Source organism: Vibrio sp. S12_S33 (assembly GCF_963889785.1).
Taxonomy (GTDB): Bacteria; Pseudomonadota; Gammaproteobacteria; order Enterobacterales; family Vibrionaceae; genus Vibrio; species Vibrio aestuarianus.
In genome coordinates this window covers 1-17,603 of the sequence record NZ_CAWPQZ010000032.1, presented here as the reverse complement: position 1 = coordinate 17,603, position 17,603 = coordinate 1, and the positions used below count along the sequence as shown (strand labels likewise).

At 43.2% G+C, this 17,603-nt stretch carries 13 protein-coding genes and 5 tRNA genes; 6 read left to right on the top strand and 12 right to left on the bottom strand.

The genetic code is table 11. The features are described 5' to 3' along the window. Nucleotides 1-54: 54 nt before the first annotated feature. From AACW06_RS13915 to AACW06_RS13890, 6 genes are all read right to left on the bottom strand, one after another. On the bottom strand, nucleotides 55-1,770 hold the full coding sequence (locus AACW06_RS13915; protein ID WP_192075521.1) for a dipeptide ABC transporter ATP-binding protein: 1,716 nt from the start codon (nucleotides 1,768-1,770) through the stop codon (nucleotides 55-57). A 759-nt stretch (nucleotides 1,771-2,529) separates the two neighbouring features. Continuing rightward, nucleotides 2,530-2,606 (bottom strand) — tRNA-Pro (locus AACW06_RS13910). 8 nt (nucleotides 2,607-2,614) lie between these two features. Next, a tRNA-His gene (locus AACW06_RS13905) sits at nucleotides 2,615-2,690 on the bottom strand. 42 nt (nucleotides 2,691-2,732) lie between these two features. After that, nucleotides 2,733-2,809, bottom strand: a tRNA-Pro gene (locus tag AACW06_RS13900). Between the two features lie 85 nt (nucleotides 2,810-2,894). Then, a tRNA-His gene (locus tag AACW06_RS13895) sits at nucleotides 2,895-2,970 on the bottom strand. A 43-nt stretch (nucleotides 2,971-3,013) separates the two neighbouring features. Beyond that, nucleotides 3,014-3,090: transfer RNA gene (locus AACW06_RS13890), tRNA-Arg, on the bottom strand. 295 nt (nucleotides 3,091-3,385) lie between these two features. Between AACW06_RS13890 and AACW06_RS13885 the strand changes: the two genes are divergently transcribed. Beyond that, on the top strand, nucleotides 3,386-3,793 hold the full coding sequence (locus AACW06_RS13885; protein WP_192075540.1) for a c-type cytochrome: 408 nt from the start codon (nucleotides 3,386-3,388) through the stop codon (nucleotides 3,791-3,793). A 75-nt stretch (nucleotides 3,794-3,868) separates the two neighbouring features. Here AACW06_RS13885 and rep read toward each other — a convergent pair whose 3' ends face one another. Then, nucleotides 3,869-5,884: a DNA helicase Rep gene (rep, locus tag AACW06_RS13880; protein WP_192075520.1), complete on the bottom strand. Its 2,016-nt coding sequence runs from the start codon at nucleotides 5,882-5,884 to the stop codon at nucleotides 3,869-3,871. A 169-nt stretch (nucleotides 5,885-6,053) separates the two neighbouring features. On the opposite strand from rep, the gene AACW06_RS13875 reads away from it, so the two are divergent. The 4 genes from AACW06_RS13875 (at nucleotide 6,054) to ubiK (ending at nucleotide 11,267) form a co-directional block, all read left to right on the top strand. Then, entirely contained in the window at nucleotides 6,054-6,635 is a 582-nt protein-coding gene (locus AACW06_RS13875) for a TetR/AcrR family transcriptional regulator (RefSeq protein ID WP_192075519.1), read from the top strand. Between the two features lie 18 nt (nucleotides 6,636-6,653). Next, nucleotides 6,654-7,760 carry an efflux RND transporter periplasmic adaptor subunit gene (locus AACW06_RS13870; RefSeq protein WP_192075518.1) on the top strand — a complete coding sequence of 369 codons (1,107 nt, stop codon included), beginning with the start codon at nucleotides 6,654-6,656 and terminating at the stop codon, nucleotides 7,758-7,760. Between the two features lie 11 nt (nucleotides 7,761-7,771). After that, complete coding sequence (locus tag AACW06_RS13865; protein ID WP_192075517.1) at nucleotides 7,772-10,894, top strand: multidrug efflux RND transporter permease subunit; 3,123 nt, start codon at nucleotides 7,772-7,774, stop codon at nucleotides 10,892-10,894. A 121-nt stretch (nucleotides 10,895-11,015) separates the two neighbouring features. Then, a complete protein-coding gene (gene ubiK, locus AACW06_RS13860; RefSeq protein WP_192075516.1) occupies nucleotides 11,016-11,267 on the top strand; it encodes a ubiquinone biosynthesis accessory factor UbiK in 252 nt (83 codons plus the stop codon). Between the two features lie 344 nt (nucleotides 11,268-11,611). On the opposite strand, the gene ilvC is transcribed toward ubiK, so the two are convergent. Further along, nucleotides 11,612-13,096: a ketol-acid reductoisomerase gene (ilvC, locus tag AACW06_RS13855; protein WP_192075515.1), complete on the bottom strand. Its 1,485-nt coding sequence runs from the start codon at nucleotides 13,094-13,096 to the stop codon at nucleotides 11,612-11,614. Nucleotides 13,097-13,240: 144 nt separating this feature from the next. Here ilvC and ilvY point away from each other — a divergent pair, with 144 nt between their 5' ends. Further along, nucleotides 13,241-14,131 (top strand): HTH-type transcriptional activator IlvY, encoded by an 891-nt coding sequence (ilvY, locus tag AACW06_RS13850; RefSeq protein WP_192075514.1) that lies wholly within the window; start codon nucleotides 13,241-13,243, stop codon nucleotides 14,129-14,131. Between the two features lie 34 nt (nucleotides 14,132-14,165). On the opposite strand, the gene hemN is transcribed toward ilvY, so the two are convergent. The 4 genes from hemN to AACW06_RS13830 form a co-directional block, all read right to left on the bottom strand. Continuing rightward, nucleotides 14,166-15,554 (bottom strand): oxygen-independent coproporphyrinogen III oxidase, encoded by a 1,389-nt coding sequence (hemN, locus tag AACW06_RS13845; RefSeq protein ID WP_192075513.1) that lies wholly within the window; start codon nucleotides 15,552-15,554, stop codon nucleotides 14,166-14,168. Nucleotides 15,555-15,693: 139 nt separating this feature from the next. After that, the gene (locus tag AACW06_RS13840) at nucleotides 15,694-16,182 is read right to left on the bottom strand and encodes a DUF2489 domain-containing protein (RefSeq protein WP_192075512.1); all 489 of its coding nucleotides are present in this window, start codon (nucleotides 16,180-16,182) and stop codon (nucleotides 15,694-15,696) included. Between the two features lie 8 nt (nucleotides 16,183-16,190). Further along, complete coding sequence (gene yihI, locus AACW06_RS13835) at nucleotides 16,191-16,742, bottom strand: Der GTPase-activating protein YihI (RefSeq protein ID WP_192075511.1); 552 nt, start codon at nucleotides 16,740-16,742, stop codon at nucleotides 16,191-16,193. Next, nucleotides 16,742-17,380 (bottom strand): class I SAM-dependent methyltransferase, encoded by a 639-nt coding sequence (locus AACW06_RS13830; RefSeq protein ID WP_192075510.1) that lies wholly within the window; start codon nucleotides 17,378-17,380, stop codon nucleotides 16,742-16,744. Before AACW06_RS13830 ends, yihI begins: the two co-directional genes overlap by 1 nt. Nucleotides 17,381-17,603: the final 223 nt, after the last annotated feature.

The following is a 17,603-nucleotide window of genomic DNA, read 5'->3' as shown; positions in this document are numbered from 1 at the left end:
TTATTAATCCCAAGCAAGCTTGGTGGTTATATATCAGTTAGTCATTATTGCGGCTTATGCCGTTACTACATCTTCTCTTAAACCTGTAAATTCAGGCATTAAAGAAATCAAATGCTGGCTATATTCATGCTGTGGTGAAGTAAACAATTGCTCGGTAGGAGCAACTTCCAGCAAGGTTCCCATTTGCATCACCCCTACGCGGTCGCACATCTGGCGAATAACCGGTAAATCATGGCTGATAAACAACATGGTTAAATTCAACTCATCTTGAAGATCTTTCAGTAGGTTGAGAATTTGTGCTTGTACCGAAACATCCAATGCTGAGGTTGGTTCATCACAAATCAATAGACGAGGACGAGTAGCCAAGGCACGAGCAATTGAAATACGCTGACGCTGGCCACCAGAAAACTCATGTGGGTATTTCACCCCTGCCATTTTACCAAGACCAACGTGCTCTAGAAGATCATTAACAATTTGCTGTGTTTCTGATTCACTGTTGGTTAATTTATGAAAACGGATTGGTTCTGCGATGATATCGAAGATTTTCATGCGCGGGTTCATCGACGTATATGGGTTTTGGAAAACCATCTGCATTTGTCGGCGCATTGGGCGACGTTCTTTTTCCGATTTAAGACCCGTCAAATCAATACCTTCAAAACACACTTTGCCAGAATTCGGCGCGTACAGTCCGGCAATGACTCGCGCGATCGTCGATTTACCAGAGCCAGACTCCCCGACCAAACCAAATGTTTCACCTTCAAATACATCAAAACTGACATTATTCGAGGCTTGCACGTATTCACGACGACTTTCAAATAGCGAATCTTTGGTCGTAAAACGAAGATTGACGTTTTCGACAGTCAGCAGTGGACCTGTGTATTGACGATTGTCCTGACTTTGGCCTAGCCAGTGGTTTTTCACATCTAACGGCTTTAGCTCACTAGCTTCTTCGATATAACTTACTAGTGGGAAACGGTCGAGTTTCTTATCTGAACGTGGAACCGCAGAAATCAAGCTTCGAGTGTATGAGTGATCAGGTGCGCCCAAGACTTTAGCGGTTGGGCCAAATTCAACTAAGTCACCACGATACATTACCGCAACTCGGTCTGTAACATTAGACACAACGCCCATGTCGTGGGTAACCAACATACAACCCACGTTATTCTTTATGCAAAGATCGCGGATCAGGCTTAGAATTTGGTCTTGAATCGAAACATCCAGCGCTGTGGTTGGCTCATCGGCAATGATGAGATCAGGTTCGCCAGCAAGCGCAATAGCAATAACCACACGCTGACGCATACCACCAGAAAATTGGTGCGGATACTGCTTCAAACGGTTTTCAGGTTGAGGAATACCAACCTGATTCATTAATGAAAGCGCTCGTTGGTAAGCATCCTCTTCGCTAACCTTCATGTTAGCGTGAATCGTTTCAGTGAGTTGGTGTTCAACTGTGAAAAGAGGGTTTAATGATGTCATCGGATCTTGGAAGATGAAACCGATTTTAGAACCGCGTACACTGCGCATCTGCTCAGGAGATAAGCCCGATATTTTTTCGCCATCGAGGAATACCTCACCACTGGCGATCAGGCCAGGAGGGCTCAATAAATCGATAACCGCGTTACCTACGGTTGATTTCCCAGCGCCAGATTCACCGACCACACCAACAATTTCACCTCGTTCAATATTGAACGACAGTGATTTTACTGCAGCATGCACACCATGACGTGACGGGTATTCTATACGCAGGTTTTTAACTTCTAAAAGTGACATCCCAGACCTCTACGGCTTTGGCAATATTCTGCCCTGTCTGTAACTAACTCCAATCGAACTAGGTTCAAAGTCAGTCAAATTGAATCCATTCCTACCAGTACAATATTCTGGTAATTTATAAGCTAACCAATTTGGCAAACATTTCACAGAAAAGCAACATCTATAGGATAAAAAATCGATATCACCTGAAAACAAAGCAGTAAAATCGTATTTTTATGCATGAAATATGCATGAAGCATTGGTCTTACCAATGTTCTGGCACGTCATTAATCACCTTTAAATATAGCCTTAATCGCTACAAAATTGCCCACCATCGATATATTCTAAAAAAAACACCAGAATAAAAACTCAAACTATTTTACGGCAAAAAACGCAACATAACAGAAACAAAAACTAGATTTTCAAACCGAATGCCAAACTAAAAACCACCATACAGCATAAATTGTAGTTGATTAGTCTAAGTTAAAATTTGAGATTTATGGATAAGAAAATAATAATCCACTGCCATAATGAGTAAGAAATCAATAGTGGTATTAGTAAGTTAAAATTGAGGTGAGAAATCAAACACAGATGCAAAAAGCATAGATGTAAAAAAGCCCCAGTCTTTCGACTGAGGCTTCTTTATAGTGGTCGATGAAGAGCCAGATCTGGAACATCAGGCGAACCCCCGACCCCATTCTATCGTTACTAATACAATACACTGATGCAAAAGGCATAGATGTAAAAAAGCCCCAGTCTTTCGACTGAGGCTTCTTATAGTGGTCGGTGAAGAGGGATTCGAACCCCCGACCCTCTGGTCCCAAACCAGATGCGCTACCAAGCTGCGCTATTCACCGAAAATCAATGGGGTGGCTAACGAGATTCGAACTCGCGACCACCGGAATCACAATCCAGGGCTCTACCAACTGAGCTATAGCCACCACTAATTTTTTATATAACCGCTATTGCGATTATTGAAATAATGGTCGGTGAAGAGGGATTCGAACCCCCGACCCTCTGGTCCCAAACCAGATGCGCTACCAAGCTGCGCTATTCACCGACGAATTTTATTTCGATTCTTGGGATGTTGCTTGAATCAAAACTGGAAACTTTCATTCACTAAGTAAATGGAGTTACCTAAATAATGGGGTGGCTAACGAGATTCGAACTCGCGACCACCGGAATCACAATCCAGGGCTCTACCAACTGAGCTATAGCCACCACTATTTTTACCAATTTGCCACTTACTTAGTAAGCGTCCGGATGGCGCGCCCGAAAGGATTCGAACCTTCGACCTTTGGCTCCGGAGGCCAACGCTCTATCCAGCTGAGCTACGGGCGCATGCCCTATCGGCGGAGTGGAATAATACGTAGTTCACACTGGGGCGTCTAGTATTTTTTCAACTTTTTTTATCGTTTGGCTGCTTTTTCAGCAGATAATAACCATTATCTGTACATTACAGATGTGACTCACCCCTTGAAGATCGCAACTTGTTGTTTATTGCAACAACTTCTCAGGATATAATCACTCAATATTTACATTGATTTAACAGGTTTTATCACTTTTTAAATCAACCACACTCTAAGTATAAAAACAGGTAAACGTGAATTTACCTCTGGAATGTAAAGTGAGTTTAATGGATATGTCTCGACGAATCATAAGCGTTTTGTTCGCTGCTTTAACTTTTTCTACGACCACGATGGCAACAAGCCAAGCTGACTACGATGCTATTGCTGAACGCATTAAACCTGTAGGTGATGTCTATCTAGCTGGCAGTGACCCTATCGTTGAAGAGCCAACTGGCCCTCGCGATGGTGCAAAAGTTTACGGCACTTTTTGTATTGCTTGCCACGCTTCTGGTGTTACTGGCGCACCAAAAGCTGGTAATGCCGATGAATGGGCCCCTCGTATCGCTCAAGGTATGGACGTTCTGAAAAACCACGCAATCAACGGTTTTAATGCCATGCCAGCGAAAGGAACCTGTATGGATTGTTCTGATGATGAGATCGTCGCAGCCATCGAGCACATGATAAAAGACTTGTAGTGTATTATCTTTAGATAAAGAAGGCTTGGTATCTGACCAAGCCTTCTTTATTTGTATCGTATAATCTGTATCGAGCTACTTCTTAAACATCGCCCGTAAGTTAGCTATATGACTTTGTCCTTTAGCCATTCGCTCTTCTTGGCTAACCGGTTTTTTAGATTGTTCCCATTCAACATCATCGAACGGCAATTCATCTAAAAAACGACTCTGTGTTGGCTTAATCAACTCACCGTATTGGCGGCGCTCTTTACACATAGTAAAAGTTAACTCTTTCTGCGCACGCGTGATGCCGACATACATTAATCGTCGCTCTTCTTCGACGTTATCCTCATCAATACTAGTTTGGTGAGGCAGTATGCCTTCCTCCGTTCCCATTAAATAAACATAAGGAAATTCGAGCCCTTTGGAAGCGTGCAAAGTCATCAACTGCACCGCATCACTATCATCTTCCCCTTCGCTACGTTCCATCATATCTCTCAACGTTAGACGCTGAACCACCTCTTTTAGTGACTTTTCTTGCTGATCATAATTATCACCTTCTAGATCAGCCACAATCCAAGAGTAAAGGTCAGAAACATTTTTCATGCGCATCTCTGCCGCTTTGGGGCTAGAAGAAGTTTCGTATAGCCAATCTTCATAATGGATGTCACGTACTAATGAGCGCACCGCTTCGACAGTATTACCACGCTCAGCTTGGTCTGAAATAGTCACGACCCATTGCGTAAAGCGGCGTAAGTTTTCTAAGCCTCGACCAGAAAGATGATGCTCTAACCCAATCTCGAAACTGGCTTCATATAAGCTTTTGCCACGCATATTTGCATAACTACCCAGTTTTTCTAACGTAACCGGACCAATTTCTCGCTTCGGCGTATTCACAATTCGCAAAAAGGCGTTGTCATCATCGGGGTTAACGAGCACTCGTAAATACGCCATGATATCTTTAATTTCGGCTCTCGCGAAAAAAGAGGTTCCACCGGATAATTTATAAGGTACTCGGTTTTGCATCAGATACTTTTCAATCAAACGAGATTGATGATTGCCACGATACAAAACCGCGTAGTCACGATATTCAGTACGGTTAAGGAATTTATGGGCAATCAGTTCCCCAGTAATTCGTTCAGCTTCATGCTCTTCATTTTTCGCTATCAGAACTTTGAGCTTTTCACCTTCGGGAATTTCAGAGAAAAGTGTTTTCTCATAAACGTGCGGATTATTCGCAATCAATATATTGGCCGCCTTTAATATGCGGCAGGTTGATCGATAATTTTGCTCTAACTTAATCAGTTTGAGATTAGGGTAATCCTGTCCGAGCAACACCAAATTTTGGGGCTTAGCTCCACGCCATGAATAGATCGATTGATCATCATCCCCTACCACCGTAAGACGACCAGGCTCTCCGACTAACAATTTAACCATTTCATATTGGCTGGTATTGGTATCTTGATATTCATCAACCAATAGGTAACGAAGTTTATTTTGCCAACGTTGACGGACCTCTGCATTGTTTTGCAGCAGTACAACTGGCATCAAAATCAAGTCATCAAAATCCAATGCGTTATAGGCTCGCATCTGTTTTTGATAGAGCTCGAAACAGTGGGCAAAAAGCTGTTGCTGCTCTCCTTGAGCGAAGCCTTTAGCTTGCTCTGGAGTGAACATGTCATTTTTCCAATTCGAGATAGTACTAAGTAATTGTCGAAGTAGGTCTTTATCGCCGTCTAACTGCTTCTCGGTCAATTCTTTCAACAAAGCGAGCTGATCTTGGTCATCAAACAGTGAGAACCCCGCTTTTAGCCCCAAGAACTTATATTCACGACGAATGATGTTGAGACCTAATGTATGGAATGTTGACACCATTAGGCCTTTAGATTCAGATTTACCGAGAGTCTGACCGACACGTTCTTTCATTTCTCGTGCGGCTTTATTGGTGAAGGTCACCGCAGCGATATTGCGCGCTTTATAGCCACATTGTTGCACCAAATAGGCAATTTTATTGGTAATTACACGAGTTTTACCTGAACCAGCCCCCGCCAATACTAAGCATGGCCCAGATACGTATTTAACAGCTTCGTCTTGTCTTGGGTTGAGCTTCATTCGGTACTCATATCACTTTTAATTTGGCTGCCTATGATAATGCCGTGTCTTTTGGATTACTACGTCATCAAGGATAAGATTTTTTTCTTTTTACTGCACTAGTGTATTGCATAATGGGTTGTAGTTTGGTCTATAATGAACAAACGTTCATTCACCGTGAAATATCAGCATGTCTAATTGTATTCACATCGATAAATACCAACAAATCTTAACTGCGGCAGAAGCACTAATCGCAGAATCCGGATTTCAGGGTTTATCGATGCACAAATTAGCCAAAAAAGCAGGTGTTGCGGCAGGAACCATCTATCGTTATTTCGACGATAAAGATCATCTTCTCATCGCGGTTCGTCTTCATGTTTGCCAACAAATCGCAGACGCAGTACAAGCCAATGTCGATGATGAAATGCCTTTGAAAGAACGCTTTACTGCAATGTGGTTAAACATTTGGGAATTAGCACAATCAAGACGTGCAATACTCAGTAATCGAGTTCAATATGAATCATTACCAATAACAACTAGTTGTAATATTAGGGAACTTGAGCGGAAAATGTTTGCCCAATTTGACTTGTTATTCGATCAAGGCAAAGAGCAAGGGTTATTCAAACCGTTGGATAACCAGGTTTTATCTGCTTTAAGTTTTGAAACAACGGTAGCCCTTGCCCGTAAACAAGCAATGGAATGTTATCAACTGGATGAGCAATCACTGCATGCCGTGATAGACGCCAGTTGGGATGCAATTACTCAACACTAACTTGGAGTTCTGATTAGAATGAAAAAGTGGACATTCTTTATGTTACTTATCGCCATCCTACTATTTGGTAGCGTGATAGGTTTCAATTTATTTAAACAACAAAAAATTGCCGAATACATGGCTAATCGTCCTGAACCTGAATTTCCAGTTACCATAACGGAAGTGGAATCAGTTGATTGGATCCCGGTCATTGCAGCCATTGGTTTTATTGAACCAAATCAAGGCGTGACACTCACTACCGAAACAAGCGGCGTGATCGATAAAATTTTATTTGAGTCAGGTACACAAGTAAAAGAAGACCAACCTCTCGTACTTTTAGATTCCGCCGTTGAGAAAGCTAACCTAAAAAGTTCGCAAGCTCGTCTTCCAGCAGCAGAAGCAAAATACAAACGTTATAAAGGTCTATACACCAAGGGCTCTATTTCAAAAGAAGCGTACGATGAAGCTGAAGCGAATTACTTCTCTTTATCTGCTGATATTGAAAGCCTAAAAGCTTCTATTGACCGCCGCGAAATCAAAGCGCCATTTGCTGGTGTGGTTGGTATCCGTAATGTGTATTTAGGTCAATATTTACAACCTGGTACTGACATTGTTCGTCTTGAAGACACCAGCGTAATGCGCCTACGTTTTACGGTTCCACAAACCGATATTTCTCGCATTTCGATGGATCAAGAAGTGGATATCTTTGTTGATTCTTACCCAGACTCACCATTTAAAGGCTCAATCACCGCTATCGAACCAGCTGTCAGTGTGCAAAGTGGTTTAATTCAGGTTCAAGCTGATATTCCAAATAGTGATGGCAAGCTTCGCAGTGGCATGTTTGCCCGTGCGAACATTATTTTGCCTAAATTGGAGAACCAAATAACACTGCCACAAACTGCTATCACCTTCACGCTATACGGTGACAACGTTTATATTCTAGGCGAAGAAAATGGTGAAACACGCGTTAAGCAAAGCATTGTGAAAGTTGGTGAACGGACAGCAGACATCGCGCACATTCTCGAAGGTGTAAAAGCGGGTGATAAAGTTGTCACATCAGGTCAAGTTCGTTTAAGTAATGGAGTTAAAGTACGCGTCGTAGAAAGTGACGCAACCACTCCACCAGCTGAAACACCAATGCTTTAACCGGAGGAATCATGCGCTTTACTGATGTTTTTATAAAACGTCCAGTTTTGGCGGTATCTATCAGCTTTTTGATTGCCTTGCTCGGTTTGCAAGCAATGTTCAAAATGCAGGTCAGTGAATACCCTGAAATGACGAATACGGTAGTAACGGTCACCACCAGTTACTACGGCGCAAGTGCTGACTTGGTTCAAGGCTTTATTACTCAGCCATTGGAACAAGCTGTCGCACAAGCCGATAATATTGACTATATGACTTCATCTTCCGTGTTAGGTAAATCAACCATTACGGTCAACATGAAGCTCAATACTGACCCAAATGCGGCCTTGTCTGACGTATTAGCCAAATCGAACTCGGTTCGTTCTCAGTTACCAAAAGAAGCTGAAGACCCAACGGTAACCATGTCGACCGGCTCAACAACTGCCGTAATGTACATCGGCTTTACCAGTGATGATTTAAAATCGAGCCAAATTACGGACTACTTAGAACGCGTTGTTAACCCTCAACTATATGCGGTAAATGGTATTGCCAGCATCGACCTTTATGGCGGTCTGAAATATGCGTTACGTGTATGGCTTGATCCGGAAAAAATGGGCGCATTGAAACTCACTGCAACAGATGTAATGAGTGTACTCAATGCCAACAACTATCAATCCGCAACGGGGCAAGCAACCGGAGAATTCGTTCTCTACAATGGTAGCGCCAATACTCAAGTATCCAATGTAACTGAGCTTGAAAACCTAGTGGTTAAATCCAATGATGGCCAAATCACACGTTTAGGTGATATTGCCAAAGTCACATTGGAAAAAAGTCACGATGTTTATCGCGCAACAGCAAATGGTAATGAAGCAGTAGTAGCAGCGATTAATGCGGCACCTAGCGCCAACCCAATTAATATCGCCGCCAGCGTGCGGGATATGCTACCGCACCTACAACGCAACCTTCCTAGCAACATCACCATGAACATCATGTATGACTCAACCATTGCAATTAATGAGTCTATCAATGAAGTTATTAAGACGATTGCGGAAGCCGCTTTGATCGTTTTGGTGGTGATCACACTGTTCTTAGGGTCACTTCGTGCCGTTATCATCCCTATTGTTACTATCCCACTATCACTTATTGGTGTAGCGATGGTTATGCAAACAATGGGATTTTCGTGGAACCTGATGACTCTGCTTGCCATGGTTCTGGCTATCGGCTTGGTTGTTGATGATGCCATCGTTGTTCTTGAGAACGTCGATCGACACATTAAAGAAGGTGAATCACCGTTTCGTGCTGCCATCATCGGTACACGCGAAATTGCGGTTCCTGTTATTGCTATGACACTAACCCTAGGTGCGGTATATGCACCGATTGCATTAATGGGTGGTATTACTGGTTCACTGTTTAAAGAATTTGCCTTAACCCTTGCAGGTTCGGTATTTGTATCAGGCATTATTGCATTAACATTATCACCAATGATGTGTTCAAAAATGCTTAAGGCAAACGAAAAGCCAAGCAAGTTTGAAAGCACCGTTCATGCTGCATTGGAACGCATGACCAATCGCTACGAGAAAATGTTGCGTGCGGTTCTTGCTCACAGACCGGTTGTCTTAGCGTTTGCTGTTATCGTGTTTATGAGTTTGCCTTTATTGTTCAAATTCATTCCAAGCGAACTGGCACCTTCAGAAGATAAAGGCGTGGTGATGATGATCGGTACGGGTTCTTCAAACTCGAACCTTGATTACATGCAAAACACCATGAATGACGTCAACAAGATTCTGACAGAACAACCGGAAGTGGCATTTGCGCAGGTATTTACTGGTGTTCCTAATTCCAACCAAGCGTTTGGTATCGCTTCGATGGTTCCATGGAGTGAGCGTGAAGCAAGCCAGGCAGAAGTGACCAATCGCATTGGCAGGTTAGTGACTAACATCCCAGGTATGGCGGTAACTACCTTCCAAATGCCAGAATTACCAGGTGCAGGTTCTGGATTACCGATTCAGTTTGTTATTACCACACCAAATGCGTTTGAAAGCTTATTTACTGTTGCCTCTGATGTACTTGCAGAAACAACAGCAAGCCCGCTCTTCGTTTATTCAAACCTCGATTTAAACTACGATTCGGCAACGATGAAGATTAATATCGATAAAGATAAAGCGGGAGCTTATGGCGTAACGATGCAAGATATCGGTATTACTTTAAGTACCATGATGTCTGATGGCTACGTTAACCGTATCGACTTAAACGGTCGTTCTTATGAGGTAATCCCTCAGGTTGAACGTAAATGGCGTCTGAACCCAGAGTCAATGAACAACTACTATGTTCGTTCAGCAAACGGCGAAGCAGTGCCATTGGGCAGTTTAATCTCAATTGATGTAGTAGCAGAGCCTTTATCACTGCCTCACTTCAACCAGTTGAACTCAGCAACCGTGGGTGCAGTACCATCACCAGGTACTGCTATGGGCGATGCAATTAATTGGTTTGAAAACACAGCACAAACCAAACTGCCTTCAGGCTACAACCATGACTATATGGGTGAAGCTCGTCAATTTGTGACGGAAGGAAGTGCACTGTATGCCACCTTTGGTTTGGCACTGGCGATCATCTTCTTGGTATTGGCGATTCAGTTTGAATCACTCAAAGACCCATTGGTGATCATGGTATCAGTACCGCTTGCTATTTGTGGGGCATTGATTGCTCTAGCATGGGGAGCTGCGACGATGAACATCTATTCTCAGGTCGGCTTGATCACGCTAGTGGGTCTGATTACCAAGCACGGTATTCTGATTTGTGAAGTAGCGAAGGAAGAGCAGTTACATCACAAAAAGTCTCGTATGGAAGCGGTAACGGAAGCGGCGAAAGTTCGTCTTCGTCCAATTCTTATGACAACCGCTGCAATGATTGCGGGTCTAGTCCCATTGATGTACGCAACTGGTGCAGGTGCAGCTCAGCGCTTTAGTATCGGTATCGTTATCGTGGCAGGTCTTGCAATTGGTACGATCTTTACCCTGTTCGTATTACCTGTTATTTACAGCTATTTAGCAGAAAAACACAAACCATTACCAGTGTTTGTTGAGGATAAAGACCTCGAAAAGCTAGCAAGAGTTGATGAGGCGAAAGCTGCACACCGTCAACTGGCTGAAAATAAGTAACACGATAACGTTATAATCACATTAAAAAGGTCACTTCGGTGGCCTTTTTCTTATTGCAAATAACGACATTCTTAACACAATTGCTTAGAATGAGTACAAATTGACAGGAGTGTAAGCCACGATGTTTGATCCAAAAAAACTAGAGCAAATTGCCAAACAAATTCACGATTCAATGCCTCAGCCAGTCAAAGACCTCGGCGCAGACGTTGATCAAAAAGTTCGCCAAGTTATCCAAGGTCAGCTAAATAAGCTAGATGTGGTTAGCCGTGAAGAGTTCGATGTACAGACTCAAGTACTGATGCGTACTCGTCAGAAGCTGACTGAAATGGAACAAAAGCTCACTGAACTTGAAGCGAAACTGACGGCTAAATAATACCGTTTTGAGCGTGTCCGGCAGCAAAAGGTCAACACGCTTTATACCAATCACAGTAAATAAGTGATCAAAAATAGCGCAGGGAAAAGGCTTGAGAACAAGGCAGAATTTTTCGATAAGTAGTTATTCTACAATCAAAAATTCTAACGCAGTTATCGAGCATTTTAACCAGCTAGGATGAACAGTTATTTACTACGATTGGTATTACACATCGCAGAGATAAAAAAAGGCTTGGTCAACAGCGACCAAGCCTTTTGTTTGTGTTGTATTTGCTTTTGTATTTATCGACCCCTATCTGTATGGGGTTCTGTCAGCTGTAGATTATTAAGCTACAAACTTAGCAATTAACCGCCAACCGCGATACGCTGCATATCAGTCATGTATCCACGTAGCTCTTCACCAATGTACTCTACAGGGTGGTTACGAATAACGTCATTCACTTCAATTAAAGTTGCGTTGTCAACTTGGTTAGAAGTTTCACTTAGGCCTTTACCAATCACATCCGTGCCTACTTTAGGCATGAACTTCTCACGTAGAAGCGGCGTTGCTACATTCGCAAATAGGTAGTTGCCGTACTCTGCAGTATCCGAGATAACCACGTTCATTTCGTATAGGCGCTTACGTGCAACTGTGTTAGCAATCAATGGTAGTTCATGTAGTGATTCATAGTACGCTGACTCATCAACAATACCTGATGCTGTCATTGCTTCAAATGCAAGCTCAACACCAGCGCGAACCATAGCAACCATTAGGATACCGTTGTCGAAATATTCCTGCTCAGAGATTTGAACGTCTGAATCTGGGTAGTTTTCAAAAGCGGTTTCGCCTGTTTCTGCACGCCAACCTAGTAGGTTTGCATCGTCATTCGCCCAGTCAGCCATCATTGTGCTTGAGAAGTGGCCAGAGATAATGTCATCCATGTGTTTGTTGTACAGTGGGCGCATTAATTCTTTTAGCTCTTCAGACAATTCAAACGCTTTAACTTTCGCAGGGTTTGAAAGGCGATCCATCATGTGAGTGATGCCACCAAACTTAAGCGCTTCAGTAATGGTTTCCCAACCAAATTGTAGCAATTTACCGGCATAACCTGGGTCAATACCTTCGGCAACCATCTTTTCGTAACATACGATTGAACCCGCTTGAAGCATGCCACATAGAATTGTTTGCTCACCCATTAGGTCTGATTTAACTTCCGCAACGAAAGAAGACTCTAGACAGCCAGCGCGATGGCCACCAGTACCTGCTGCCCATGCTTTCGCGATATCCCAACCCTCACCTTGAGGGTCGTTTTCTGGGTGAACGGCAATCAATGTTGGTACACCAAAACCACGCTTATATTCTTCACGAACTTCAGTACCTGGACATTTAGGGGCAACCATTACCACCGTGATGTCTTGGCGGATCTGCATGCCTTCTTCAACGACGTTAAAACCGTGAGAGTAACCAAGTGCCGCGCCTTTTTTCATCAACGGCATCACTGTTTCAACCACATTGCTGTGTTGCTTGTCTGGCGTTAGGTTAATAACGAGATCAGCTTGAGGGATAAGCGTTTCGTAGCTACCTACTTCAAAACCATTTTCTTTTGCATTCTTGTAAGATTGACGCTGTTCATCGATCGCCGCTTGACGAAGGGCGTACGCCACATCCAAACCAGAATCACGCATGTTCAAACCTTGGTTAAGGCCTTGCGCACCACAGCCAACAATAACGACTTTCTTGCCTTTCAGGTAATCGGCTTCACTTTCAAACTCAGAGCGATCCATAAAACGGCAGCGACCAAGTTGGTCTAGTTGTTGGCGTAGGTTTAAGGTATTGAAATAGTTAGCCATACTGGGCTCTCCTTTAAAGAATTGGTTCCATCAGGTCGGCCTCTGTGAGCCGAATAACCCCATACTAAAGCAGACATTAAGTTGCTTAAAGTGATATATTCACAATTAGTTATTGCAATTAATGCAACATCATGTGGCCTATTTATGAACATTAAAAACCTACAGATGTTTATTCATCTGCGTGATAGTAAAAATTTCAGCAAGACTGCGGCAGCGATGCACATGAGCCCATCAGCGCTTAGTCGTCAGATCCAAAAATTGGAAGACGAAACTGGACAAATACTGTTTGTGCGTGACAATCGCAGTGTTGAGCTGACACCTGCGGGTAATAAGCTGGCCCCGGTTGCGCTAAAAATTATTGCTGAGTGGCAGCAATACAACGCAAAAATCAAGAATCAAGACCATGAATTGCAAGGTGAAATTCGCCTATTTTGCTCGGTAACCGCAAGCTATAGCCACTTACCCGAATTGCTGTCTGATTTTCGGGTCCGTCATCCATATATTGAATTTAAGCTCTCGACTGGTGACCCAGCTCAAGCGATTGATAAAATTTTGAATAATGAAGCCGATATCGCCATTTCTGCACTCCCCAATCAATTGCCAGCTCGCATCGAGTTTGAAACCATCAGTGAGATTCCTTTATCAGTCATCGCTCCGGTTGGCATTAGCAGTTTTATCGAACAACTGCAAAGTGACAAGCCCGATTGGTCGCTAATCCCTTTCATTGTTCCAGAAGCAGGAACAGCAAGAGACCGAGCCAATACGTGGTTTAAGAAGATGAAAATAAAACCTAATATTTATGCGCAAATCTCTGGGCATGAGGCTATTGTCAGTATGGTGGCATTAGGATGTGGTGTGGGTATTGCACCAGATGTGGTGATCAACAACAGCCCTGTGCGGGATAAGATTCAACGCCTCAAATTAGCACCAATAAAACCTTTTCAGCTGGGCGTTTGTTGTAAACGCTCTCAATTAGAGAACCCATTGGTCAAAGCTCTGTGGGATGTCGCAGCCAACAAGTACATCGCCCCATAAAAAGCCACTGATTTCTCAATGGCTATATTGTTGGCTAAATAACGCGAGAGAATTGCTGCTGACGTGCTCGGTTTCGTAGGTATTTGTCAAAACACATACAGATATTACGGATCAGCAGTCGACCACGCAAAGTAACACAAATTTGGCTCTCATCGACCTCAACTAACTGATCATCAACGAAGGTTTGCAGTAATTCGAGATCTTGCTTGAAGTAGCGATCAAACGAGATGTGAAATTGCGCTTCGATTGCTGTTTTATCCAGCTTGAAATTACAGATTAGCTGCTTAATAACTTCACGACGCAGTAAGTCATCACTATCAAGCGTAACCCCTTTCCACAATGCGTGACGCAGTTCATTCACTTGCGCATAGTATTTCTTCAGTTCTTTTTGGTTCTGTGCGTACGCGTCACCAATCATCGAAATTGCCGAAACACCAAAACCAACTAAGTCACAGTCACCTTGGGTGGTATAACCTTGGAAATTACGATGTAAAATACCGTTGCGTTGCGCCATTGCCAATTCGTCATCTGGCAGAGCAAAGTGATCCATACCAATAAATTGGTAACCAGCCCCAGTCAGAGTCGCAATAGTATCTTGTAAAATCGCCAATTTCTCTTGTGACGCAGGCAAATCTTCATCTTTGATTTTTCGCTGCGCTGCAAACAGTTGTGGCATATGCGCATAATTAAAGACCGACAATCGACCCGGTTTCATCTCAAGTATTTGAGCAAGGGTCTGAGAAAAGGTTTCTTTGGTCTGTTTTGGTAAACCGTAAATCAAATCAAGGTTGGTTGAACGAAAACCCAGTTGTTTAGCACGTCCAACCATAGCAATAATGAACTCTTCATCTTGCTCGCGGTTAACCAGTTTCTGAACTTCTTTATTGAAATCCTGAACCCCGATACTCAGACGATTAAAGCCTTCACTACGCAGGTGATCAAGCATGCTCAGTTCAATTTCACGCGGGTCAACTTCGATACTGATTTCGGCATCATTTTCAAACCGAAATTCACCGTGCAAAATAGCCATCAGTCGGCTAATTTGCAGCTCGGTTAGGAACGTTGGTGTACCGCCGCCAAAATGCAGTTGAGTCACTCGTCGCGACTGTAACAGTGACGCTCGCTGACGAATTTCATGTTCGAGAACATCTAAATATTCATCGGCTTTGTGTGAATGACGAGTGATAACCTTGTTACATCCACAGTAGTAACAAAGCTTATGACAAAACGGGATATGAACATAAAGCGAAAGCGACCGATCAGGATACTGAGTACACGCCATATCATAATCTGCGACCGTGAACGCCTCATGGAATTCAAGCGCCGTTGGGTATGAGGTATAGCGAGGACCTGAGTAGTTGTACTTATCTAAAACAGCTTGATCCCATACGATCTGCTGACTGGGTACGACTTGCGAAGACATGCTTTTGCTTTCCGTTTGAAACTTTGACTGGTTATTTTGCCACACGACCATGATGTACGTCGGGTAGCAAAACGAAATTTGTGTAGAAATGTTCGAAACTGCTAGCGTGATCACTCACCCCAAAAAGGTAGAGCCAAACTTACACCATTTGAATAGTGATTTGATTATTCAGAGGTGCAATACGCATTTGCAACGCTTTCAGTTCTTCAACAATCGCATCGGTTAAGCGGCCTTCTGCTTTCTGGCGAGCCAAATTCTGCCTCATCCGCTCTTGTTTAGGAAGCTGCTGGCGCTCTTCCCCACGCTGCATATCTTTTACGATATGGTAAAGCTCTGAAATAGCAGGATACACGCTATCAAAATCGATGCGTGGCTCACCTTGGACATAATCCATGATGCAGTATACGCGAATGCTGATCTCAGAGAGATCGCATTGGCCTTGAATACCCGCCATGCATAGCGTATTGACGCTATCAAAAATATTCGCATTACGTTTTTCAATGGCCAATGTTTGGTGTTGAAGCTGCAAATCCTTTTGCTTTTTCAATTGCAGCAGAAGGTAACCAGCGTAAGACGCTAAGCTGAGAATAATGATTCCACCAGCAATGGCTAACAAGGTTACATTCATCGCAATCTTTATCCTTTCAAGTCGTTGAGATCGAAGTCTTCAAAATCTGACAATAGGTCATCATCAGAGCGTGAAGCTTTTGCCTTTGTAACAGGCTCTAATGCTTCGTCTTCTTCTTGCTCTTCTTCGTAAATGCCAAGCTGCTTCATTAACGCTTCAATGCGATCAAGCTTCTCGTCTACGTATTTTTGTAGACCAGCGCCTAGATTCTCACCACTATCGATACGATCAAGCAAGATATTCAACTGCGCATCGTTTTCTAGCATTTCCAGCTCTTGTGTCGCTGACAATCGACGCTCTTGTTTGGTCTGCTTTTTAACTGGCTCAACAATCAGCGGGACTTTCTTTTTGCTACCTAAACGAGGGTCGCGTGCTTGCGCTGCTGCGCGCTGTTTCTGTTCAGAACCATCTGAATGTCGGCTGCCCGCTTTAAGACCTTTCTTTTTTTTCAGTCTTTTACGTAGGCGTCCTTCAACATCAGCTTCACTGCGGTTACGCGTTACAATCACGTCAGCATCAATGGCTGAACCAGGCTTTCTGGATTTCTTATTACGGCTCATTACTGGGGTTTCCTCAGTAAAATTACATCATTACCAATAAATTCAAGTTCAAGCTCATCCCGCTTGGCCAAGTACTGGAAGGTTTCACGGCTAAAAAATATCACATGTGTGAGATCATTTTTGTAGTGCCATCCAGCAAACGCGTCTACGTCTTTGACTAGCTTGGTCATTAACCCAATCCAGCCACCCGGCTTAACTAAATTTAACCATTGCTGCCAAACTTGGTGCGGCTCATGTAAATGCTCGATCACTTCAGTGGCAGTCATAAAATCATAGGTCGTTTGCAATACCTTTTCATCTGGATGAAAGAAGATATCGTATAACGCCATATTGTGCCCCGCTTCTTGCAACATAATCGATAATGTTGGACCGGGACCACAACCAAAATCTAACCCATTTGATGCAGGTTTAATCCTTTCTAACATTGGTTCACACACGCGTGATAAAAAGCGGCGGTAACCCATATCTTGTGGGTTATTGTTATGCAGATCATAAAATGCTTTTTCAGCTTTCGCGTCAAGGCGATGATCAGGATTGACGAACACTAGCGCACATTGTTGGCACTGGAGATAAGCGCGAGCCTTATCTTCAAAGTATGTAACAATTTGTTCACTAAAACATAATGGGCAAGTGTGCATACTGACATCCTCAAACAGGGATGCGCAACATACCAGAAACTGGCATTAGAGTGGAGAGTCACCGAGCATTTTTTCATCAGCTAAGTGAAAAAAGATAAAAAAAGTATCCACCGGCATAGCCGGTGGTTTTTCATATGCGCCTATAAGGCTTTCCTACTGGCAGCGCCCTAGCAGGCGCGTAGTGATCTGACATTTGCATATGACTATTTCCTGCGGCCCGTAA

Coding starts and splice junctions, on each gene's coding strand:
- AACW06_RS13915 (WP_192075521.1), bottom strand. CDS start 1,770: ATGTCACTTTTAGAAGTTAAAAACCTGCGTATAGAATACCCGTCACGT.
- AACW06_RS13885 (WP_192075540.1), top strand. CDS start 3,386: ATGGATATGTCTCGACGAATCATAAGCGTTTTGTTCGCTGCTTTAACT.
- rep (WP_192075520.1), bottom strand. CDS start 5,884: ATGAAGCTCAACCCAAGACAAGACGAAGCTGTTAAATACGTATCTGGG.
- AACW06_RS13875 (WP_192075519.1), top strand. CDS start 6,054: ATGTCTAATTGTATTCACATCGATAAATACCAACAAATCTTAACTGCG.
- AACW06_RS13870 (WP_192075518.1), top strand. CDS start 6,654: ATGAAAAAGTGGACATTCTTTATGTTACTTATCGCCATCCTACTATTT.
- AACW06_RS13865 (WP_192075517.1), top strand. CDS start 7,772: ATGCGCTTTACTGATGTTTTTATAAAACGTCCAGTTTTGGCGGTATCT.
- ubiK (WP_192075516.1), top strand. CDS start 11,016: ATGTTTGATCCAAAAAAACTAGAGCAAATTGCCAAACAAATTCACGAT.
- ilvC (WP_192075515.1), bottom strand. CDS start 13,096: ATGGCTAACTATTTCAATACCTTAAACCTACGCCAACAACTAGACCAA.
- ilvY (WP_192075514.1), top strand. CDS start 13,241: ATGAACATTAAAAACCTACAGATGTTTATTCATCTGCGTGATAGTAAA.
- hemN (WP_192075513.1), bottom strand. CDS start 15,554: ATGTCTTCGCAAGTCGTACCCAGTCAGCAGATCGTATGGGATCAAGCT.
- AACW06_RS13840 (WP_192075512.1), bottom strand. CDS start 16,182: ATGAATGTAACCTTGTTAGCCATTGCTGGTGGAATCATTATTCTCAGC.
- yihI (WP_192075511.1), bottom strand. CDS start 16,742: ATGAGCCGTAATAAGAAATCCAGAAAGCCTGGTTCAGCCATTGATGCT.
- AACW06_RS13830 (WP_192075510.1), bottom strand. CDS start 17,380: ATGCACACTTGCCCATTATGTTTTAGTGAACAAATTGTTACATACTTT.